The sequence below is a fragment of the Pseudomonas urmiensis genome (assembly GCF_014268815.2).
In the GTDB taxonomy this organism is placed as follows: domain Bacteria; phylum Pseudomonadota; class Gammaproteobacteria; order Pseudomonadales; family Pseudomonadaceae; genus Aquipseudomonas; species Aquipseudomonas urmiensis.
Window position 1 is genome coordinate 5,182,306 of record NZ_JABWRE020000001.1, and the last position, 24,361, is coordinate 5,206,666.

Sequence of the window (24,361 nt, forward strand, 5' to 3'; positions counted from 1 at the left end):
GCCCATCAGCTGTTCGAGTTGTCGATCTTGATCGTCGGGTCGGCCCCGCTGATCAACGAATTGATCGTGGTATTCGACCAGTTGACCCCCTCCAGCTTGATCGACACATCGACGTTGGCCAGCCCGCCTGCCGCATTCAATTTCCCTTCGGTACTGATCTGCAGAGTCGATTCGCCGCCCACCGTAGTGATCTTCAGGTAGTTGTCGATGGTCGTGCCACGCTCGGCCTGGAGCAGGTCGCTCAAGTCCAGGCGGTCTCCTTCGGCGGGCTTGAAGTCCTTGATCACGTCGTTGCCGAGGTCGCCGGCCTTCCACACGAAGGTATCGGCCCCGGCGCCACCGCTGAGGATATCGTTACCCTTGCCGCCGATCAGCGTGTCTTTACCGGCGCCGCCGAACAGCACGTCATTGCCTTCACCACCGAGCAAGGTGTCATTGCCGGTGCCGCCAAGGAGGATGTCGTTGCCCTTGCCACCATCGATGTAGTCGTTACCGCCCTGACCGAAGATGATGTCGTTGCCGGCTCCGCCCATCAGGGTGTCGGCACCGTCATTGGCCCGCGAGATATCGAACTCGGTGTAATGCTCGGTGACGTACTGGTGCATCAGCCGTGCATCGACGTCGCCGGCATCCACCCCCAGCTTGGTCGCGACAAACGCCTGGATCGCCTCGACCCCGGTGCCGGGAATCGAATCGAATGTCACCAGGTCGCCGAAGATGATGTCGTGACCATCGCCGCCGTCGACTTTATCGGCTCCAGGTTGGGTGACTTCGGTATGGCCGAGGATGGCTTCGGCCAACTTGCTCGGGTCGATGTTGGTCTGCAGCGTCTTGTCCGAATCGTACGGCTTGAGGTCATCCTTGTTGATTTCGCTGTTCAGACCGATGGCTTCGACCGACGACAGCGCCGAGAGAATCAGGAAACTCGCCGTCGAGTTGTTCAGGGTGGCGTCGCTGCTCGAATTGCCGGTACCGGCGCGGTTGGACAACTCGTAGCCGCCGTTACCTTCGGCACGGATCATGCCGGTGGTCACGGTGTTCCACTTGTAGCTCCAGGTGAAAATGTCGAAGCTGCCGCGGGTCTGTGCAGTCAGGTTGCCGCTGCTGTCGATCGACACCCGGTTGGTGGTGTCGAGCTGATAGTTGGTGACGGTATCACCAGCTTTGTAGTTGATGGTGGTGAGGAAGGTGTCGAGCTTGACGCTGCTGTTGGCCAGGTTCGGGTTGGCCTGCTCGCCGCTCTGATAGTAGGTTGGCTGGCCGTCAGTGATGAAGAAGGTCTGGTTGCTGCCGGTATTGCCGGCATCCTTGAGGTTCTGGAACCAGTTGGCCGTGGTCTTGAAGGCGTCTTCGTAGTTGGTGCCGCCGTCGGAGCTGAGGGTCTTCAGAGCGTCGAGCAAGGTCTGCAGCCCGGCGTCGTTGAGTTTGACCGCCACGGTACTCTTGACCTGGGTGGCGAAGTCGACCAACAGCACGTTGACCGTACCGGACTGCGCACCCTTGACGCTGGCCGCCAGCGTCTTGAACACCGACTCCATGGATTTTTTCGCCGCATCGACGCCGGCTGAACCCATGCTGCCGGAGGTGTCGACGATGAAGGCGATGTTGTAGTCCTTGCCGGCGACCACGTGCAGGCCGGTCACGTCGGCCACCACCAGGTCGTTGTTGACGGTGCCGCTCACGGTATCGTTGTCGCTACCCAGGTTGCTGGTGGTATAGGTCTGCGGATAGACCGTGACCTTGAGTGTGCCTTCGTTAGTCGCCGTGCTGCCGCCGACGGTTTCCGTCGAGGTCGAGCTGACCTTCACGTCGAACTGGCCGTAGTAATAGGCCGGTGGCTTGATCGCCAGGCTGCCTAGGTTCCAGCCGCTGACATCGACCGCCGTAGCGCCCACGGTAAGGCTGTGGCCGGCGTTGTCGCTGAGCACCGAGCCTGCCGGAATTCCGCTGAGCTTGACGGTGAGGGTCTCCGAACCGTCGGTGTCGATCAGGTTCGAGCTGATACCGACCAGCTTGACGCTGCCGTTCTCCGGCCCTTCGTTGAGCTTGAAACCGTCGTAGTAGCCCTGGCCGTTGCTGCCATGCAGGTCGGAAACGCTGACCCCGGCGTTCTCCAGTGCGGTGATGTTGGGGTACATCGGCAGGGTGGTGCTGTTGAGGTCGCCCACCGCCCCACTGCCCACCTTGACGTTGACGTCGTAGCTGCCCGGGCCGGACTGGTTGGCATGGTAGATCTCCAGCGTGTAATAACCGCTGACGCTTGGCGTGTAACTACCGGCCACGGTACCGCCGGCGCCCCAGGTGGCGGTGACCACGTTCTTGCCGCCGATGGCCACCAGCAGGCTGTCGTCGGCGCTGCCGCTGAAGGTGTAGGTCTTGCCGGCTTCGAGGTAGATCAGGCCGGAGGTCTTCGAGCCGGAGCCGCCAACCACGCTAGCGTCGGACTGCACGTTGGTGGTGGTCTGGCTACTGCTGGCGTTGCCTGAGTTGGCGAACACGGTTTTCAGCGCATCGCCGGTGATGCCATTGCCGTTGGTCCCTAGGCCAGTCAGGCTGGTCCAGGTCTCTTTGGTCAGGCCCAGCGAGTTGACGGTGTTGTTGCCGATGTTCAAATCCGGTTTGTCGGCCATCGGCGTGATGTCCACCTTCAAGGTGGTTTCGCTGCCAGGGGTGACGCCATCGGTAGGCTTGTACTTGATTTGCGCGTAGTCGGCCTGCTTGTTGCCTATCCCAGTCCCTCCATAGCCGTCGGCACCCGACTGGTTGGCCAGCGGCACGAACTTGAGCTTGCCCGCGGCGATGTCGGCCTGGCTGATGGTCTGGTTGACGCTGACGTTGACCCACGCCGTGCCGTTGTTGAACTTCAGGCTGCCCAGGTCAGGCAGCTTGGTGATGGTCACGCCCAGGCTCGACAGGCTGCTGTCGACATCGCTGACGTTGAAGTTGCTCCAGCTCAGCACCAACTCGGTGTCCTCGGTACCGCTGGCGGCGCCACCCGTGGATACCGGCGCGTCATTGACCGCCACCACGTTGACTGTGGTGGTCGCGGTGTTGGAGGTGTTGACCCCATCGGTCACCGTTATCGTAATCACCCGTGGCGTGGTGCTTGGGTCCTCGCTGGTATTGCTGAAGGTGATGTTCTTGATCGCCTGCATATAGTCAGCCAACGTCGCGTTGCCGCTCAGGCTCAGCACCACCTTGCCGTCGCTGATGGCGGTGGTGACAGTGATGCCGTTGACACTGCTGCCCAGGTTGAGCACATCTCCTGGCTGGCGGTTGCCCAGGGTGACGGTGGCGCCAGTGAGCTGATTGCTGTCGAAATCGGTAATCGAGACATCCAGGTCACCAATCGAGACACCACTCTGGTTCTCGGTATAGCTGGTCTGGAAGTCGGCGCCGGTCTTGCCGCTGGAGTCATTGCCGTCCAGGTCCAGCACGGGCGCTGGCTCGTAGATCTGGGTGGTGACGCTGCCGGCATCGGCGTTGACCACCAGGCCTTCGAAGTTGCCGCCGGTGGCCGAATCGATCTTCACCGTGAACTGCTCGGTGCCCTCGCTGACGTTGTCCTGAAGGGTCGGGATGCTGAAGGTGGCCTGGGTGCTGCCTGCCTTGATCACCGCCGTGGCGACGCCTGTGTAATCGGTGCCGTTGCTGGCAGTGCCCGAGTAACTCAGCTTGACCGTGACATCGGTTTGCGCGGCATTGCTCAGGGTCAGGGTATAGGTGGCGCTGCTGCCTTCAGCCACTGCGGCGGTACCACTGATGCCCAGCGTGGTGGTGCTGATCGTGTCGGTGACCGCGGTGACCGCCGGGGTGCTGACCACCGCGAGGTTCTCGAAGTTACCGCCGCTGGCGCCAGTGATGCGGGTGCTGATGGTGGTAGCGTCGACATAGGCGTCATCCGCTGGCGCGGCCACGGTGACACTGCCAGTTGTCTGGTTGGCGCCGATGGTGATGGTCTGGCCGTTGCTCAGGGTGACCGTGACCGGAGTACCGGCAGGGTTGGTCAGGGTTGCGGTGTAGACGATGCTGCCGCCTTCGGCGACGGTCGGGGTGGCGCTGAGGATGACTGTGGTGGTGTCCGGCAGATCGGTCACGCTGGTGCTGACTGGCGTCTTGTTGGCCACCAGGTTCTCGTAGTTGCCGCCGCTGACGTTGGTAATGCTGTTGCTCACCGGAGCATGGCCCTGGTAGACGTCGTTGCTCACTGGAGTGCTGACAGTCCCCGAGCTTTGTCCTACGGCAATGGTAATGGTCTGACCGTTGGCCAGGCTCACCACGACCGGCGTACCGGTCACCGGGGCAGTAACGCTGGCGGTGTAGATGATATTGCCCGTCTCGACGACCGAGGCGGTGGCGGTCAAGGAGACGGTCGAGGTGTCGACCGTGTCGCTGACGTTGGTCACTGCAGCAGTGCCGTTGACCGCGAGGTTCTCGAAGTTGCCGCCCGAGGCATTGGTAATCCGCGCGCTGACCGAGCCGGCATCGATGTAAGGGTCGTCCGCTGGCGCGGCGACCGTTACGCTGCCGGAAGTCTGGTTGGCGGCGATAGTGATGGTCTGGCCGTTGCTTAGGGTCACCGTGACCGCTGTGCCGGCTGGGTTGGTCAGGGTCGCGGTGTAAACGATGCTGCCACCCTCGGCCACGGATGGCGTGACCGACAGCGAGACGGTGGTGGTGTCTTGCGAGTCGGTGACGCTGGTGCTGACCTGGGCCGGATTGCCGACCAGGCTCTCGAAGTTGCCGCCGCTGACATTGGTGATGCTGTTGGTGACCGGGGCGTGGCCTTGATAGACGTCGTTGCTCACCGGCGTGCTGACAGTGCTGGAGCTTTGGCCAACCGGGATGGTGATGGTCTGGCCGTTGGCCAAGGTCACTACGACCGCGGTGCCGGTGACCGGTGCATTGACCGAAGCGGTGTAAACGATGCTGCCGCCCTCAGCGACCGAAGGTGTGGCGGTCAGGGTGACCGTGGTGGTGTCTTGGACATCGGTAACGCTGGTGGTAACCGGTGCCGGATTGCCGACCAGATTCTCGTAATTGCCGCCACTGACGTTGGTGATGTTCGTGGTTACTGGTGCATGGCCTTGATAGACATCATTGCTCACGGGCGTGCTGACAGTGCTGGAACTCTGGCCGACCGGGATAGTGATGGTTTGGCCGTTGGCCAAGGTCACCACCACCGGCGTGCCGGTGACCGGCGCATTAACGTTTGCGGTGTAGATGATGCTGCCACCTTCAGCGACCGAGGGCGTTGCAGTGAGGGTGACTGTGGTGGTGTCCTGAACATCGGTGACGCTGGTGGTAACCGGTGCCGGGTTGCCGACCAGATTCTCGTAGTTGCCGCCACTCACTCCCGTGATGTTCGTGGTGACCGGGGCGTGGCCCTGGTAGACGTCGTTGCTCACAGGCGTGCTGACGGTACTGGAGCTCTGGCCAACCGGGATAGTGATGCTCTGGCCATTGGCCAAGGTCACCACGACCGGGCTGCCAGTGACGGGCGCATTGACCGAAGCGGTGTAAACGATGCTGCCGCCTTCCGCGACCGAGGGCGTTGCAGTGAGGGTGACTGTGGTGGTGTCCTGGGCATCGGTAACGCTGGTGGTAACCGGTGCCGGGTTGCCAACCAAGTTCTCATAGCTTCCGCCACTCACTCCCGTGATGTTCGTGGTGACCGGGGCATGCCCCTGGTAGACGTCGTTGGTCACCGGTGTGGTGACGGTACTGGAGCTCTGGCCAACTGGGATAGTGATGCTCTGGCCATTGGCCAAGGTCACCACGACCGGGCTGCCAGTGACGGGCGCATTGACCGAAGCGGTGTAAACGATGCTGCCGCCTTCCGCCACCGAAGGCGTGGCGGTCAGGGTGACCGTGGTGGTGTCCTGCACATCGGTCACGCTGGTGGTAACCGGTGCTGAGTTGCCGACCAGATTCTCATAGCTGCCGCCGCTCACTCCCGTGATGTTCGTGGTGAGCGGAGCGTGGCCCTGATAGACGTCGTTGCTCACCGGGGTGGTGACGGTACTGGAGCTCTGGCCAACCGGGATAGTGATGGTTTGGCCATTGGCCAAGGTCACGATCACCGGACTACCTGTGACCGGCGCATTGACCGAAGCGGTGTAGACGATGCTGCCGCCTTCCGCCACCGAAGGCGTGGCGGTCAGGGTGACCGTGGTGGAGTCCTGGACATCGGTGACAGTGGTAGAAACCGGCGCTGGGTTGCCGACCAAATTCTCGTAATTGCCGCCACTGACGTTGGTGATGTTCGTGGTTACTGGTGCATGGCCTTGATAGACATCATTGCTCACCGGAGTGGTGACAGTGCTGGAGCTTTGGCCAACCGGGATGGTGATGCTCTGGCCGTTGGCCAAGGTCACCACGACCGGGGTGCCAGTGACCGGCGCATTGACCGAAGCGGTGTAAACGATGCTGCCACCTTCCGCCACTGAGGGCGTGGCAGTCAGGGTGACGGTGGTGGTGTCCTGGACATCGGTGACAGTGGTAGAAACCGGCGCTGGGTTGCCGACCAGATTCTCGTAATTGCCGCCACTGACGTTGGTGATGTTCGTGGTTACTGGTGCATGGCCTTGATAGACATCATTGCTCACTGGCGTGGTGACAGTGCTGGAGCTTTGGCCAACCGGGATGATGATGGTTTGGCCGTTGGCCAAGGTCACCACCACCGGCGTGCCGGTGACCGGCGCATTGACGCTTGCGGTGTAAACGATGCTACCGCCTTCCGCCACTGAAGGCGTGGCAGTGAGGGTGACCGTGGTGGTGTCCTGGACGTCGGTGACGCTTGTAGTAACCGGCGCATGATTGGCGACCAGACTCTCGTAGTTGCCTCCGCTGACATTACTGATGCTGTTGGTAACCGGGGCGTGGCCTTGATAGACGTCATTGCTAACCGGCGTGCTGACGGTACCGGAGCTTTGCCCAACGGGGATGGTAATGGTCTGGCCGTTGGCCAAGGTCACCACAACAGGTGTACCCGTTACCGGCGCTCCGACCGAGGCGGTATAGGTGATGCTGCCGCCTTCAGCCACAGTCGGGCTCGCAGTGAGCGATACGGTCGAGGTATCTACAGTATCGGTAATGTTGGTCACTGCCGGAGCATTATTGATTGCCAGATTCTCGAAGTTGCCACCCGTGGCAGTGGTGATCCGCGCGCTGACCGAACCGGCATCGATGTATGGGTCATCGCCCGGCGCAGCCACAGTTACACTGCCCGAAGTCTGGTTGGCGGCGATGGTGATGGTCTGGCCGTTGCTCAAGGTAACCGTGACCGGCGTGCCGGCCGGATTGGTCAAGGTCGCGGTATAGACAATGCTGCCACCTTCAGCGACCGAAGGCGTAGCCGTCAGGGTCACCGTAGTGGTGTCCTGTGCATCGGTAACGCTGGTGGTAACCGGTGCCGGATTACCAACCAGACTCTCGTAGTTGCCGCCGCTGACACTGGTGATGCTGTTGGTGACTGGGGCATGCCCCTGATAGACGTCGTTGGTCACCGTCGCACTGACAGTGCCAGAGCTTTGACCGATTGCAATGGTAATGCTCTGGCCGTTGGCCAGGGTCACGACCAGCGGGCTGCCGGTGACCGGCGCCCCGACCGAAGCGGTGTAGACGATGCTGCCGCCTTCGGTTACCGATGGTGTGGCAGTAAGGGTAACGGTGGTGGTGTCCTGAACATCGGTCACGGCAGTGGAGACTGACGCCGGATTCGCGACCAGGTGCTCGTAACTGCCGCCGCTGACATTGCTGATGCTATTGGTGACCGGAGCGTGGCCCTGATAGACGTCATTGCTCACTGGCGTGCTGACAGTGTTGGAGCTCTGGCCAACCGGGATGGTGATGGTTTGGCCGTTGGCCAAGGTCACCACGACCGGGCTGCCGGTAACTGGCGCTCCGACCGATGCGGTGTAGACAATGCTACCGCCCTCGGCCACTGATGGCGTCGCGGTTAGCGTGACCGTGGTGGTATCGCGAAAATCGGTCACCGTCGTGGAAACTTGTGCCGGGTTTCCGACCAGACTTTCGTAGTTGCCACCGCTGACATTGGTGATGCTGTTGGTGACCGGGGCATGGCCTTGATAGACGTCATTGGTCACAGACGTGCTGACGGTGCTGGAGCTCTGGCCAACCGGGATGGTGATGGTCTGACCGTTGGCCAAAGTGACGATGACAGGGCTACCGGTGACCGGCGCAGTCACGCTGGCGGTGTAGACAATGATGCCGCCTTCGGCCGCCGATAGCGTAGCGGTCAACGACACGGTGGAGGTATCCACGGTATCGCTGATAGTCGTTACCGCAGCAGCCCCATTGACCGCTAGATGCTCAAAGTTACCGCCCGACGCACCGGTGATCCGTGCGCTAACCGAGCCTGCATCCAGATACGGATCATCGCCGGGCGCCGCGACCGTCACGCTGCCTGAAGTCTGGTTGGCGCCGATAGTAATGGTCTGGCCGTTGCTCAGGGTAACTGTGACCGGGCTGGCGGCTGGATGGGTCAAGGTTGCGGTGTAGATGATGCTGCCACCCTCGGCCACGGAGGGTGTGGCCGACAGCGAGACAGTGGTGGTGTCCTGCGAATCAGTAATGGTCGTGGAAACAGAGCTTGGATTGCCGACCAGATTCTCGTAGTTGCCCCCACTGACGTTAGTGATGTTGTTGGTAACCGGGGCGTGGCCTTGGTAGACATCGTTGCTCACAGGCGTGCTGACAGTGCTTGAGCTCTGACCAACGGGGATGGTGATGGTCTGACCGTTGGCCAAGGTCACTACCACCGGGCTGCCGGTGACGGGCGTTCCAACCGAGGCGGTGTAGACGATGGTGCCGCCCTCGACTGCCGAAGGCGTGGCGGTGAGTGTCACTGTGGTGGTGTCCTGCACATCCGTGACGCCAGTCGTGACGGGTGCAGGGTTGGTCACCAGATTCTCATAGTTACCACCACTGACGTGGCTGATGCTGTTGGTGACCGGAGCATGGCCCTGGTAGGTGTCATTGCTGACGGGCGTGCTTACGGTGCCAGAACTTTGGCCTTCGGCAATCGTGATGGTCTGACCATTGGCCAACGTCACGACAAGGGGGCTGCCCGTTACCGGTGCGGTCACACTGGCGGTGTAGGTAATGCTGCCGCCTTCGGCGACCGATGGCGTCGCTGTCAACGACACGGTCGAGGTGTCGACGGTATCGGTGACCTGGGTCACCACCGTTGCGCCATTGACCGCGAGATTTTCAAAGTTACCGCCTGAAGCCCCCGTGATTCTTGCGCTGACCGCGCCGGCATCGATGTACGGGTCATCGCCTGGAGCTGCGACCGTCACGCTGCCTGAGGTCTGGTTGGCAGCGATGGTGATGGTTTGACCATTGCTCAGGGTGACGGTGACAGGCGTACCGGCTGGATTGGTCAGGGAGGCGGTGTAGATGATGCTGCCGCCCTCGGCGACGGATGGAGTTGCTGACAGCGAGACGGTAGTGGTGTCCTGCGAATCGGTCACGTTGGTGCTGACCTGGGCAGGGTTGCCCACCAGGTTCTCGTAATTGCCACCGCTGACATTGGTAATGCTGTTGGTGACCGGCGCATGCCCCTGGTAGACGTCATTGCTGACTGGCGTACTCACCGTTCCGGAGCTCTGGCCCACGGCGATCATGATGGTTTGGCCGTTGGCCAAGGTGACCACCACGGGGCTACCAGTGACTGGCGCGGTCACGCTGGCGGTATAGACGATGCTGCCGCCTTCGCCGACTGTCGGTGTCGCGGTGAGGGAGACGGTCGAGGTGTCGATGGTATCGCTGACCTGGGTAACCGCTGGCGTGGCAACGACCGTCAGATTCTCGAAGTTGCCACCCGACGCGTTGGTGATCCGCGCACTGACCGATCCTGCGTCGAGGTACGCATCATCCGCTGGTGCTGCGACCGTGATACTGCCGGACGTCTGGTTGGCGGCAATGGTGATGATCTGGCCATTGCTCAGGGTAACCGTCACCGGCGTGCCGGCCGGGTTGGTCAGGGTGGCGGTGTAGACGATGCTGCCACCCTCGGCGACGGCGGGCGTGGCTGAGAGGGAAACGCTGGTGGTGTCCTGTACCGATGTGACGTTGGTCACCACCGGTGCCTGGTTGGCGACCAGGTTCTCGTAGTTGCCACCGCTGACCCCAGTAATGTGGGTAATGACCGGCGCATGGCCCTGGTAGACGTCGTTGCTCACCGGCGTGCTGACCGTGCCGAAGCTTTGCCCGACGGCAATGGTTATGCTCTGGCCGTTGGCCAGAGTGACTACCAGCGGGCTGCCGGTGACCGGTGCGTTTACGCTGGCGGTGTAGACGATCGCCCCGCCTTCAGCGACTAATGGGGTCGCGCTCAGGGATACCGTCGAAGTGTTGATGGTATCGGTGACACTGGTAATCGCCGGCGCGCTATTGATCGCAAGGGACTCGAAATTACCACCCTGGGCGTTGGTGATATGAGTACTGACCGGCCCGGCATCGAGGTAGGGGTCGTCGCCTGGCGCGGCGACGGTGACACTGCCCGAGGACTGGTTGGCAGCAATGGTTATCGTCTGGCCATTGCTCAGAGTGACGGTTACCGGTGTACCGGCTGGGTTGGTCAGGGTAGCGGTGTATACGATGCTGCCGCCTTCGGTGACGGATGGCGTCGCTGACAGCGAGACGGTCGTGGTGTCTTGCGCGTCGGTCACGCTGGTGCTGACCTGGGCCGGGTTGCCGATCAGGTTCTCGTAATTGCCACCGCTGACATTGGTGATGTGGTTGGTGACCGGAGCATGGCCCTGGTAGACATCGTTGGTCACTGGTGTGCTGACAGTGCTGGAGCTTTGGCCAACCGGGATGGTGATGGTTTGGCCGTTGGCCAAGGTCACCACGACCGGGCTGCCGGTGACCGGCGCATTGACGCTTGCGGTGTAGATGATGCTGCCACCTTCAGCGACCGAGGGTGTGGCAGTGAGGGTGACTGTGGTGTTGTCTTGGACATCGGTAACGCTGGTGGTAACCGGTGCCGGGTTGCCAACCAAATTCTCGTAGTTGCCACCGCTGACATTGCTGATGCTGTTGGTGACCGGGGCGTGGCCCTGGTAGACGTCGTTACTCACAGGCGTGGTGACAGTACTGGAGCTCTGACCAACCGGGATGGTAATGGTCTGGCCGTTGGCCAAGGTCACTACGACCGGGCTGCCGGTGACCGGCGCATTGACGCTTGCGGTGTAGATGATGCTGCCACCTTCCACCACTGAAGGTGTGGCGGTCAGCGTCACCATCGTCGTGTCCTGGACGTCGGTGACGCTTGTAGTAACCGGCGCATGATTGGCGAGCAGACTCTCGTAGTTGCCACCGCTGACGTTACTGATGCTGTTGGTGACCGGGGCGTGGCCCTGGTAGACGTCGTTGCTCACAGGCGTGCTGACGGTACTGGAACTCTGGCCAACCGGGATGGTGATGGTCTGGCCATTGGCCAAGGTCACGATCACAGGGCTACCGGTGACCGGCGCATTGACCGAAGCGGTGTAAACGATGCTGCCACCTTCCGTCACCGAAGGTGTGGCGGTCAGGGTGACCGTGGTGGAGTCCTGGACATCGGTGACAGTGGTAGAAACCGGCGCTGGGTTGCCGACCAGATTCTCGTAATTGCCGCCACTGACGTTGGTGATGTTCGTGGTTACTGGTGCATGGCCTTGATAGACATCATTGCTCACGGGCGTGCTGACAGTGCTGGAACTCTGGCCGACCGGGATAGTGATGGTTTGGCCGTTGGCCAAGGTCACCACGACCGGCGTGCCGGTGACGGGCGCATTGACGCTTGCGGTGTAGATGATGCTGCCACCTTCCGCCACCGAAGGCGTGGCAGTCAGGGTGACCGTGGTGGTGTCCTGCACATCGGTGACGCTGGTAGTAACCGGTGCGGGATTGCCAACCAAGTTCTCATAGTTGCCGCCGCTCACTCCCGTGATGTTCGTGGCGACCGGAGCGTGGCCCTGATAGACGTCGTTGCTCACCGGTGTGGTGACGGTACTGGAGCTCTGACCAACCGGGATAGTGATGGTCTGGCCATTGGCTAAGGTCACCACGACCGGGCTGCCAGTGACTGGCGCATTGACCGAAGCGGTGTAAACGATGCTGCCGCCTTCAGCGACCGAAGGTGTGGCGGTCAGGGTGACCGTGGTGGTGTCCTGGACATCGGTGACAGTGGTAGAAATCGGCGCTGGGTTGCCAACCAGATTCTCGTAGTTGCCACCGCTGACATTGCTGATGCTGTTGGTGACCGGGGCGTGGCCCTGGTAGACGTCGTTACTCACAGGCGTGCTGACGGTACTGGAACTCTGGCCAACCGGGATGGTGATGGTCTGGCCATTGGCCAAGGTCACGATCACAGGGCTACCGGTGACCGGCGCATTGACCGAAGCGGTGTAGACGATGCTGCCGCCTTCCGCCACCGAAGGCGTAGCAGTCAGGGTGACCGTGGTGGTGTCCTGGACATCGGTGACAGTGGTAGAAACCGGTGCGGGATTGCCAACCAAGTTCTCATAGTTGCCGCCACTCACTCCCGTGATGTTCGTGGTTACTGGTGCATGGCCTTGATAGACATCATTGCTCACCGGAGTGCTGACAGTGCTGGAGCTCTGGCCGACCGGGATGGTGATGGTTTGGCCGTTGGCCAAGGTCACCACCACCGGCGTGCCGGTGACGGGCGCATTGACGCTTGCGGTGTAGATGATGCTGCCGCCTTCCGCCACCGAAGGCGTGGCGGTCAGTGTAACTGTCGTGGTGTCCTGCACATCGGTGACGCTGGTGGTAACCGGTGCCGGGTTGCCAACCAAGTTCTCGTAGTTGCCGCCACTCACTCCCGTGATGTTCGTGGTGACCGCGGGATGTCCTTGATAGACGTCGTTGCTCACGGGCGTAGTGACAGTGCTGGAGCTCTGGCCAACCGGGATGGTGATGGTTTGGCCGTTGGCCAAGGTCACCACGACCGGCGAGCCGGTGACTGGCGCATTGACGCTTGCGGTGTAGATGATGCTGCCACCTTCCGCCACTGAAGGTGTGGCGGTCAGAGTGACAGTGGTGGTGTCCTGCACATCGGTGACGCTGGTGGTAACCGGCGCTGGGTTGCCAACCAGATTCTCGTAGTTGCCACCGCTGACATTGGTGATGCTGTTGGTGACCGGGGCGTGGCCCTGATAGACGTCGTTGCTCACAGGCGTGCTGACGGTACTGGAACTCTGGCCAACCGGGATGGTGATGGTCTGGCCATTGGCCAAGGTCACCACGACCGGCGTGCCGGTGACGGGTGCATTGACCGAAGCGGTGTAGACGATGCTGCCGCCTTCCGCCACTGAAGGCGTGGCAGTCAGGGTGACCGTGGTGGTGTCCTGGACATCGGTGACAGTGGTAGAAACCGGCGCTGGGTTGCCAACCAGATTCTCGTAGTTGCCACCGCTGACATTGCTGATGCTGTTGGTGACCGGGGCGTGGCCCTGATAGACGTCGTTGCTCACAGGCGTGCTGACGGTACTGGAACTCTGGCCAACCGGGATGGTGATGGTCTGACCATTGGCCAAGGTCACCACGACCGGCGTGCCGGTGACGGGTGCATTGACCGAAGCGGTGTAGACGATGCTGCCGCCTTCCGCCACTGAAGGTGTGGCAGTCAGAGTGACCGTGGTGGTGTCCTGGACATCAGTAACGCTGGTGGTAACCGGTGCCGGGTTGCCGACCAGATTCTCGTAGTTGCCGCCACTCACTCCCGTGATGTTCGTGGTGACCGCGGGATGTCCTTGATAGACGTCGTTTGTCACTGGCGTAGTGGCAGTGCTGGAGCTCTGGCCGACCGGGATGGTGATGGTTTGGCCGTTGGCCAAGGTCACGATCACAGGGCTACCGGTGACCGGCGCATTGACCGAAGCGGTGTAGACGATGCTGCCGCCTTCCGCCACTGAAGGCGTGGCAGTCAGGGTGACCGTGGTGGTGTCCTGCACATCGGTGACAGTGGTAGAAACCGGTGCCGGATTGCCAACCAAGTTCTCATAGCTGCCGCCACTCACTCCCGTGATGTTCGTGGTGACCGCAGGATGCCCCTGGTAGACGTCGTTTGTCACTGGCGTAGTGACAGTGCTGGAGCTTTGGCCGACCGGGATGGTGATGGTTTGGCCGTTGGCCAAGGTCACCACGACCGGGGTGCCGGTGACCGGTGCATTGACCGAAGCGGTGTAAACGATGCTGCCGCCCTCAGCGACCGAAGGTGTGGCGGTCAGGGTGACCGTGGTGGTGTCCTGCACATCGGTGACGCTGGTGGTAACCGGTGCGGGATTGCCAACCAAGTTCTCATAGCTGCCGCCACTCACTCCCGTAATGTTTGTGGTGACCGCAGGATGGCCCTGATAGACATCGTTGCTCACCGGTGTGCTGACAGTGCTGGAGCTTTGGCCGACCGGGATAGTGATGGTTTGGCCATTGGCCAAGGACACAACCACCGGGCTGCCGGTGACCGGCGCATTGACCGAAGCGGTGTAGACGATGCTGCCACCTTCCGCCACCGAGGGTGTGGCAGTCAGGGTGACCGTGGTGGTGTCCTGGACATCGGTAACAGCGGTAGAAACCGGCGCTGGGTTACCAACCAGATTCTCGTAGTTGCCACCGCTGACGTTAGTGATGTTCGTGGTTACTGGGGCATGGCCCTGGTAGACGTCGTTGCTCACAGGCGTGCTGACGGTACTGGAGCTCTGGCCAACCGGGATGGTAATGGTCTGGCCGTTAGCCAAGGTCACCACGACCGGGCTGCCAGTGACCGGCGCATTGACCGAAGCGGTGTAAACGATGCTGCCACCTTCCGTCACCGAAGGTGTGGCGGTCAGGGTCACCGTAGTGGTGTCTTCGCTGTCACTAACGGTTGTCGTAACCGGCGCTGGGTTACCAACCAGTTGCTCGTAGCTTCCTCCGCCGACAGCAATGATGTGGTTGGAAACCGAGTCATGACCCTGATACACATCGTTGCCAACAGCAGCACTTACTGAAGCTGAACTGGCCCCGACCGGAATGCTGATGGTCTGGCCGTTGGCCAGTGTCACCAGAACGGGGCTGCCGGTTACCGGCGCGCTCACGGACGCGGTGTAGACGATGGTCCCGCCTTCTGTGACCGATGGGGTAGCGGTCAAGGTCACGCTGGTAGTGTCCTGGACGTCACTTACCGTGGTGCTGACAGGTGAGGTATTGGCCACCAGTTTCTCGAAACTGCCGCCACTGACCGCGCCAATGCTGGTGCTTACCGGTGCATGGCCCAGGTACCCATCGTTACTCACAGGCGTGGATACACTGCCGACGCTTTGCCCGACGGCAATGGTGATGGTCTGGCCATTGGTCAGGGTCACCACCACAGGTGCACCCGTCACCGGTGCGCCGACGGAGGCGGTGTAGACGATGCTGCCACCCTCGGCAACGGTCGGTGTGGCGGTCAGGGTGACGGTGGTGGTGTCAGGGCTGTCGGTGATCGTAGTGGTCACTGGCGCCGGGTTGCCGACCAGGTGTTCGTAACTGCCCCCTGTGACTTGGGTGATGTGATTGCTGACCGATTCATGGCCCAGGTACACGTCATTACCGGCCGGCGCATTGACCGAAGCCGCGCTGGCGCCGACCGGGATAGTGATGGTTTGACCGTTGGCCAGAGTGACTACCACAGGGCTGCCGGTAACCGGCGCGGTGACCGAGGCGGTGTAGACGATAGTGCCGCCTTCAGCCACCGACGAGGTGGCGACAAGCGTCACGCTAGTGGTGTCTTGGGTGTCGGTCACAGTGGTGCTGACCGGTGTCTGGTCTGGCAGCAGATTCTCGTAGTTACCACCACTGACCTGAGTGATGTTGTTGCTGACCGACCCATGCCCCTGATAGACATCGTTGCTGACCGGCGAGCTGACCGTCCCCGCACTTTGACCCACCGCGATGGTGATGATCTGGCCGTTGGCCAAGGTCACTACCAGCGGGCTACCGGTGACCGGTGCGCCGACCGATGCCGTGTACAGGATCGAGCCACCTTCAGCGATGCTGGGGGTGGCGGTCAGGGTTAACTGGGTGATGTCGTGGGTATCGCTGACACGGGTTGAAACCTCGCCCTGGTTAATCACCAAATACTCGAAGTTGCCCCCGGTTGCTTGGGTAATGTGTGCGTTGACCTGGCCACCATCGCGATACGGATCATCCGCAGGCGCGGCCACGCTAATGCTGGCGCTGCTCTGGTTGGCGCCGATGGTGATGGTTTGGCCATTGCTCAGGGTGACGGTAACTGGAGTGCCGGCAGGGTTGCTAAGGGTCGCGGTATAGATGATCTGCCCGCCCTCGGCCACGCTCGGGGTGGCGCTCAGGGTCACGCTGGTGCTGTCTTGCACATCGGCCACGCTGGTGCTGACCGGCGCCTTGTTCGCCACCAGGTTCTCGTAATTGCCGCCACTGACCTGGGTGATGCTGTTGCTGACAGCAGCGGGCCCCTGATAGGCATCATTGCTCACCGGCGCAGTGACCGAGGCAGAGCTCTGGCCGACGCCGATGGTGATGGTCTGGCCGTTGGCCAGGGTCACCAGCACTGGGCTGCCGGTGACCGGTGCATTGATCGAGGCGGTGTAGACGATGCTGCCGCCTTCGGCCACCGACGGCGTGGCAGTCAGGGTTACGGTCGAGGTATCGAGCGAATCGCTGACCACGGTTGTCGCCGGCGTCTTGTCGGCGACCAGGCTCTCGAAATTGCCACCTACGGCCTTGTCGATACTCAGGGCAACGCTGCTGCCGCTCTTGTAGACGTCATTGGCCGCCGTTTGCACATTGAAGCTGGCGCTGCTCTGTCCGGCGGCAATGGCAAGTGTCTGGCCATTGGACAGGGTAACGGTAACAGGCGTCTGCGCCGGGTTACTCAGGGTCACCGTATAGGTGATCACGCCGCCCTCGGTCACGCTCGGTGTTGCAGTGAGGGTAGCGGTGGTGAGGTCGATGGTGTCGACGATCTGGGTCGTCGCTGGGGTAGCGTCGATGTTGACGCTCAGGCCGCCACCGCTGGTGCCGGTGATGTTCGTCGAGACGTGCCCGCTATCGAGGTAAACATCGTCGCTGGGCGTCACGCCGACATTGATCGAGCCGCTGGTCTGACCGGCAGCGATGACGATCACTGCCCCGTTGGACAAGCTCACACTGAGGTCAGTGGTGGGTGCTTGGCCGACAGTCGCGGTGTAGGTGATCACCCCACCCGCCTCGGTAAGGGTCGGTGTCGCACTCAGTGCCACGGCAGTTGCGGCGCCAGCGGCGGGCGGTGTTGCGACGCTGTCGCGGGTGGTATCGAGCCCGGCGGTTTGCTCGAAGCGCAGCGCTTCGGAGAAATTCAGCGGCCCGGTGGGGTAGCCCACCGACGGGTCGACCACCCCGGCAGTCTCCTCGAGTATGACAAAGGTATGCCCGCCGCCAACCGAGCCGTCGCCGCCTGCTGGGGTCGGGCCTGCTGCTGTCGCTTCAAGATCGGTGGTCGGGTCGGCGCCGGCCTGGATCGCCTGTTGCAGCTCTTCGACCGAGGGCGCCGCCTGGGCGCTGGCCTGGCTCAGGTCGGTGCTGCTGGCGGGCGTCTCGGCACTCCACTGGGTTTCCCGGCCCAGGTCGAGCAAGCGGCCGTCGGCCAACTGCAACGTCACTGCGCCACCGGGGCCGGTGAGAACCTGGTCTCCGGCAAACAGTCGATCGCCTTCGATGAGAACTCGCCGGATGCCTTCTGGGGATACTGCGACGACTTGGCCAACAATGCTTTTAACGATGGCTACGACAGTGCTCATGAGACTCTCCGGGTTACCCGATCGGTAGCTTCCATGCCCAGCCAGCAAGAGAATGCGGCGAGCAGATGGAATAATTCAAAGTTGTTTTACGTTGAACGCACTCACTTACTGGTTATAACTTTCCGACTATGATGCCGATGTTTGGATGATGGCTGTGAACACTCGATACTTACGAGGGGCTGCAAGTCATGTCACATCGAGAGTTGTACAATTGCCAACTCTTACTTTTGTATTAGTCATCGCCGTGCTTGAGGCTTCAGGCCAATGCCTACTCTAGGTTTAGCTATGAACCTGCGATCAAATGTTCCAAAAATCTTCAAAGCAGCGACTCCTGGAAGGCTTGTTGAATCATCTTGAAAGGCTCAATATCGGGCTCTACAGAAGATTGTCGTGGGTTGGGGTGCAGAATTCACAGCCGGGCCTTGCATCGAATCAAGCACGCGTTAGGCTTGGTAAAAGGGTCCGATTAATAGTGTGGCGAAGAGCTACCAAGTTGCCAGGTTGCCAGTGCCTGAGAAATGAAACTCTCAGCGCAGAGCAACGTCAGGGTTAGAAACAGTTATGGGTTACTTGGCCACCAGCCTCGGCCCAACAAGTGCTATGCAATACCAGGTTTGATTGCAAATAGCCGTTAGCGGGTTAATGGCTTGGACCTGGGTGAGCCTCCCAGGCAATGCCTGAAGTGCGCACCTACCCCATCTACCGCCAGGATGAAGAGAGCGCCGCGTGGAATCCGAAGTCAGTCGAGGCCAACTCAGTCACGATCCACGTAGTCAGCACGATGACCCGTTGCTGGATAGCCTGCTGACCCTGTGTGTCCTGCACCAGAAGCCCGCCAGCCGGGCCATGCTCACCACCGGCCTGCCGTTGCCGGCCCAGCGCCTGAGCCCTGAATTGTTGCCCCGTGCGGCGGCCCGTGCCGGTTTGCAAGGTCGCTTGCTGCAACGCAAGCTGGAGCAGATCCCAAGCATCGCGATGCCGGCCATGTTGCTGCTCAAGGAAGGCCGCAGCGCCGTCTTGCTCGGCTGGGAGAACGCCGACACCGCGCGGCTGCTGCTCAGTGAAAGTGACGGCGGTGAGGTGCTAGTCAGCCGCGAGGCTCTGCTGGGCGACTACAGCGGCAAGGTGTTCTTTGCCCAGCCGCAGCACAAGTACGACGTCAATCACGGCAACCTGATCCCACGTGCGCGTTCCTGGTTTCGCGACACCCTGCTGCGCAGCAAATGGCTGTACATCGACGCCATTGCCGCCAGCCTGGTAATCAACCTGATCGCCTTGGCCGCGCCGCTGTTCGTCATGAACGTCTACGACCGGGTGGTGCCCAACCAAGCCACCTCGACTCTCTGGGTGCTGGCTGTGGGCATCACCGGGGCCTACATTTTCGATCTGATCCTCAAGGGTCTTCGCAGCCTGTGTCTGGACCTTGCCGGAAAGAAAACCGACCTGATCATCTCGGCCACGTTGTTCGAACGCATCGTCGGCATGGCCATGAAGTACCGCCCGGCACGGGTCGGTAGCTACGCGCAGAACATCCACGAGTTCCAAGGGTTGCGCGACTTCCTCGCCTCACTGACCCTGACCAGCCTGATCGACCTGCCCTTTACCCTCCTGATCCTGATCGTCATCGCCATTATCGGTGGCCACCTGGTGTGGATTCCGGTGATCGCCTTCCCGCTGGCGCTGGGCATCGGCTACGCCTTGCAGAAGCCGTTGATGTCGACCATGGAGCGGACCATGGCCCTGGCCTCCGAGCGCCAGTCCAGCCTGATCGAAACCCTGGCCGGGCTCGACGCGGTGAAGGTCAACAATGCCGAGAGCGAACGCCAGTACATGTGGGAGCAGACCCTCGGCACCCTCAGTCGACTCGAGCTGCGGGTCAAGGTGCTCTCGGGGCTGGCGATGAACATCACCCTGCTGATCCAGCAACTGGCGGGCGTGGCGATGATATGTGTGGGGGTCTACCTGATCATCGATGGCCACCTGAGCATGGGCGGCCTGGTTGCCTGTTACATGCTTAGCGGCCGCGCGCTCGGCCCGCTCGGCCAGCTCAACGGGCTGTTGGCCCGGTATCAACAGGCCAAGGTGACCATGGCCGCGACCGACCAGATGATGGAGCTGCCGCAAGAGCGCAACTTCGAGGAGCGCCCGCTCAGCCGCCAGGTCCTGCAGGGCGCCATCGAATTTCGTGGCGTCGACTTTACCTATCCGAACCAGCAGAACCAGGCGCTCAAAGGTATCAACTTGAGTGTCCGCCCGGGCGAGAAGGTCGGCATCATTGGCCGCAGCGGCTCAGGCAAGAGCTCGCTGGCCAAGCTGATCGTCGGTCTCTACGAAGCGGACAATGGCTCGTTGCTGGTCGATGGCGTGGACATTCGCCAGATCGATGTCAGCGAGCTGCGCCACAATATCGGCTACGTCCCCCAGGATATCCAGCTGCTGGCAGGCACCCTGCGTGACAACCTGGTCAGTGGCGCCCGCTACATCGAGGACGAAATGATCCTGCAGGCCGCCGAGCTGTCCGGCGTGCACGAATTCGCCCGGCTACACCCGGACGGATACGAGCTGCAGGTCGGCGAGCGAGGACAGAACCTTTCCGGCGGCCAGCGGCAGAACGTCGCCCTCGGACGTGCCTTGCTGCTAAACCCACAGATCCTGCTGCTCGATGAGCCGACCAGCGCCATGGACAACACCGGCGAAGAGCGCCTCAAGCAGCGCCTGCAGGCCGTAATCGAAGGCAAGACCGTGCTGCTGGTGACCCACCGCGCCTCGCTGCTGTCGCTGGTAGACCGGCTGATCGTCATCGATCGCGGCCAAGTGGTCGCCGACGGCCCGAAAGCGGCCGTCATGGAAGCGCTGAAGAAGGGGCAGATCAGTGTTGCATAAGCTTGATATGGGCCAGCTCAAGGACAACCTGCGCCGCTACTTCAAGGGGTCGGAGTCGCTCAGCGGGCAACCCCTGCCCGAGGTCAACAAGGCACTGATCGAAGATGCCCCGCGGGTGGTGCGCATGACCATCTGGGGAGTGATCGCGTTCTTCCTGTTCCTGATCGTCTGGGCCTGTTTCGCCCCGATCGATGAAGTCACCCGTGGCGAAGGCAAGGCGATTCCGTCGTCCAAGGTGCAGAAGATCCAGAACCTCGAAGGCGGCATCGTCGCCGAGATTTTCGCCAAGGAAGGGGAGGTCGTCGAAGTTGGCCAGCCACTGCTGCGCTTGGATGAAACTCGCTTTGCCTCGAACAAAGGCGAAACTGAAGCCGATCGGGTCGCCATGGCCCTGCGGGTGGAGCGTCTCAGTGCAGAAGTCGAAGACGTGCCATTGAAGATCGACGATAAGTTGCGCGAGAGCTCGCCTAACCAAGCCGCCAGCGAGGAGTCGCTGTACCAGAGCCGGCGCCAGCAATTGCATGACGAGATCGGCGGCCTGGAGCAGCAGTTGGTCCAGCGCCAGCAGGAGCTGCGCGAGTACAACTCCAAACGCGCCCAGTACGCCAGCGGCTTGCAGCTGCTGCGCCAGGAGATCGCCATGTCCGAGCCGTTGGTGGCCAAGGGCGCGATCTCCCAGGTCGAGATCCTCCGGCTGCGCCGTTCTGAGGTGGAGAACCGTGGCCAGATGGATGCCACCGCCCTGGCCATCCCGCGTGCCGAGGCGGCGGTCAAGGAGATCCAGAGCAAGATCGAAGAGACCCGCGGCAAGTTCCGCAGCGACGCCCTGACCCAGCTCAACGAGGCGCGCACCGAGCTGAGCAAAGCCACCGCCACCAGCAAAGCGCTGGATGATCGGGTCAACCGCACCCTGGTGACCTCACCGGTGCGCGGCGTGGTCAAGCAGCTGCTGGTCAACACCATCGGCGGGGTGATCCAGCCGGGTGACGACATCGTCGAGATCGTCCCGCTCAATGACAGCCTGGTCATCGAAGCGAAAATCCTGCCCAAGGACATCGCCTTCCTGCACCCCGGCCAGGAAGCCACGGTCAAGTTCACCGCCTACGACTACACCATTTACGGCGGGTTGAAGGCCAAGCTCGAACAAATTGGCGCCGACACCATCACCGATGAAGACAAGAAGACCACCTACTACCTGATCCGCCTGCGCACCGACCGTAGTCACCTGGGCACTGACGAAAAACCGTTGCTGATCATTCCTGGCATGGTGGCGACAGTGGACATCATGACCGGCAAGAAGACCATCATGAGCTATCTGCTCAAGCCGATCATCAAGGCACAGAGCGAGGCCTTGCGCGAAAGGTGATCGAGCAGCCTAGCGCCGGCGGGCCTGGCGATAGGCTGCATCAGGCCTTTGAGGTAACCTTGATCCATTCGTGTGCAATGCCATCGAAAGGATCTGCTCATTTCCACGCCATCGTTAAACCGTCGCCATGTTCTGTGCCTGCTGACTGCCGCGCCGGTGGTCTTCGGCCTGACCAGCCTGTCGGGCTGCAGCCGCTCAACTGGAGTCCAGGGCAGCTTTCTGCAACTGTGGAAAAGTCACGCCGAGCTCGACTGCAAGCAATGGCAACGGCGCATGGCGGCGATGGCCGACATGGGCTGCCGTACGCTCACCCTGCAGTGGGTCGGCCTGGTGGGCGGCGAGTCGCCGTGGATGATCCCTGAGCCGATGCTGCAAACCGTATTCGACCTGGCCCGCGAAGAAGGCATGCAGGTGCAGGTCGGTTTGCCGTTCGACAATGCTTGGTGGCAAGCCCTGGGGGCGCAGCCACAAGAGCAGGCGGCGTTCTTTGCCAAATCCCTGGAAGACGCTCGACGCTATATGAGCAGCTCGCCGTGGCCAAATCATCCGGCGTTTGCCGGCTGGTACATCCCGTATGAGCTTGAGCAGTATCACTGGGATACCGCCGAACGCCAGCAGCGTCTGGCGCAATGGCTCGGCGCGCTGGCCGACAACGCTCGCCACAGCAGTGGCCGCGTGCCGTCGATTTCTACCTACTACAGCGTGCTGCAGACCGATGGCTCATTGCTGCAGCTGTGGCGCACCCTGCTTGATAGCACTGCGCTGCGCCCGGTGGTGCAGGATGGCGTCGGCGTGGCTGGCTGGGCCAACCTGCAAGCGATCGAGCCATTGCTGCTGGAGCTGCGTCGGCGCCAGGTGCCCTTCGATGTGGTGGTGGAGCTGTTCGAGCAACTGCCCTCAGAAAAAAACGATGGCAGCGACTTCAAGGCACGTTCGGCGGATTACACCCGCGTGCGCCGCCAGTTGGAGTGGGCCAAGACCACCGGTGCCGAGCAGGTGGTAGCGTTTGCCCTGGATCCTTGGGCGCTGGGTGATGATCCGCGAGCGCGGCGCCTGCACCAGGACTGGTTGCGCGGGCACGGCTGATCAGCTAACGGTCGTCAGTCAACGATTTGCCGTCTGAGACAATGCTATCGCGGGGCAAGCCCGCTCCCACGGTGGCAAGGTCGTCAAAGTGAACGGCCAATGATCTCGCGCATCACTTCACTGGTCCCGCCAAAGATCCTCAGCGCCCGCGCATCGGCCCAAGCGCGGCCGATGCCATACTCGCTGCTATAGCCATAGCCACCATGCAACTGCAGCAGCTGATCAAGAATCTGCCCCTGCAGCTCTGTCGCATTGAGCTTGGCCATGGCCGCGACCACCGGGTCCAGGCTGCCGTCGATTAATTGCCGTGCACAGTCATCGAGGAACACCCGCAGCATGGTCAATCGCGCTCGCGCATCGGCAAGGATAAAGCGGTTGTGCTGATGGTCGCTGACTCGCTTGCCAAAGACTTTGCGCTCACGGGTATAAGCCAAGGTCTGCTCCAGCATCCCCTCGACATGCGCCGCAGCCCGCAGGGCAATCGCCAGGCGCTCGCGGGCCAGCTCCCGACCCAGGTACTCGAAGCCAGCATTCTCCTCGCCCAGCAGGCAGTCGGCCGGTACCCGTAGCGCGTCGAAGAACAGCTCGCAGGTGTCCTGGGCATGCTGGCCAATCTTGGCCATGTGGTTGCCTTTGCTCAGCCCTGGTAAACCGGCCTCGACACAGAACAGCGACAGCCCGCGCGCACCCAGGTCTGGCTCGGTGCTGGCGACGACAATGATCAGGCCCGCATTGACGCCGTTGGTAATGAACGTTTTCTGGCCATTGAGCACATAGTGCTCGCCGTCGCGCTCGGCGCGGCAACGGATCGCTTTCAGGTCGCTGCCAGCACCCGGCTCGGTCATGGCGATGGCGCCGATCAGTTCACCAGCGGCCATCGCTGGCAGCCAGCGGTCTTTCTGCGCCTGGCTGCCGAGGCTGAGCAGGTATGGCGCGACCATGTCGGAGTGGATCGAAAAACCGATGCCCAGGCAGTTGGCGCGGGCCAATTCTTCGATCACCACCATGGCGTGGCCAAAGTCGCCACCGGCACCATAGGGCGTGGGCAGGGCCGAGCACAGCAAGCCTTGGGCACCGGCTTCGCGCCAGAGCTCAGGGGGCGTCACCCCGGCACGTTCCCAGCTGTCGTAATGCGGCAGGATGCGCTCGTCGATAAAGCGTCGGACCTGGTCACGGAACAGCTCATGGTCGTCGCGAAAAAGGCTACGCATGGCTA

Annotated in this window: 5 protein-coding genes; 3 read left to right on the forward strand and 2 right to left on the reverse strand. The window is 61.7% G+C overall.

Annotation, left to right across the window (positions count from 1 at the left end; all coding sequences use genetic code 11):
* Nucleotides 1–5: 5 nt before the first annotated feature.
* Nucleotides 6–17,810, reverse strand: a complete 17,805-nt coding sequence (locus tag HU737_RS23475; RefSeq protein WP_217838541.1) for a retention module-containing protein — start codon at nt 17,808–17,810, stop codon at nt 6–8.
* 726 nt (nt 17,811–18,536) lie between these two features.
* Here HU737_RS23475 and HU737_RS23480 point away from each other — a divergent pair.
* From HU737_RS23480 to HU737_RS23490, 3 genes are all read left to right on the forward strand, one after another.
* A complete protein-coding gene (locus HU737_RS23480) occupies nt 18,537–20,693 on the forward strand; it encodes a type I secretion system permease/ATPase (protein ID WP_186555795.1) in 2,157 nt (718 codons plus the stop codon).
* A 7-nt stretch (nt 20,694–20,700) separates the two neighbouring features.
* Entirely contained in the window at nt 20,701–22,059 is a 1,359-nt protein-coding gene (locus HU737_RS23485; protein ID WP_186555920.1) for an HlyD family type I secretion periplasmic adaptor subunit, read from the forward strand.
* A gap of 72 nt (nt 22,060–22,131) precedes the next feature.
* Nucleotides 22,132–23,145 carry a DUF4434 domain-containing protein gene (locus HU737_RS23490; RefSeq protein ID WP_186555796.1) on the forward strand — a complete coding sequence of 338 codons (1,014 nt, stop codon included), beginning with the start codon at nt 22,132–22,134 and terminating at the stop codon, nt 23,143–23,145.
* An 83-nt stretch (nt 23,146–23,228) separates the two neighbouring features.
* Here the strand turns inward: HU737_RS23490 and HU737_RS23495 are convergent, their stop codons facing one another.
* Nucleotides 23,229–24,356 carry an acyl-CoA dehydrogenase family protein gene (locus tag HU737_RS23495; protein ID WP_186555797.1) on the reverse strand — a complete coding sequence of 376 codons (1,128 nt, stop codon included), beginning with the start codon at nt 24,354–24,356 and terminating at the stop codon, nt 23,229–23,231.
* Between the last annotated feature and the right edge of the window lie 5 nt (nt 24,357–24,361).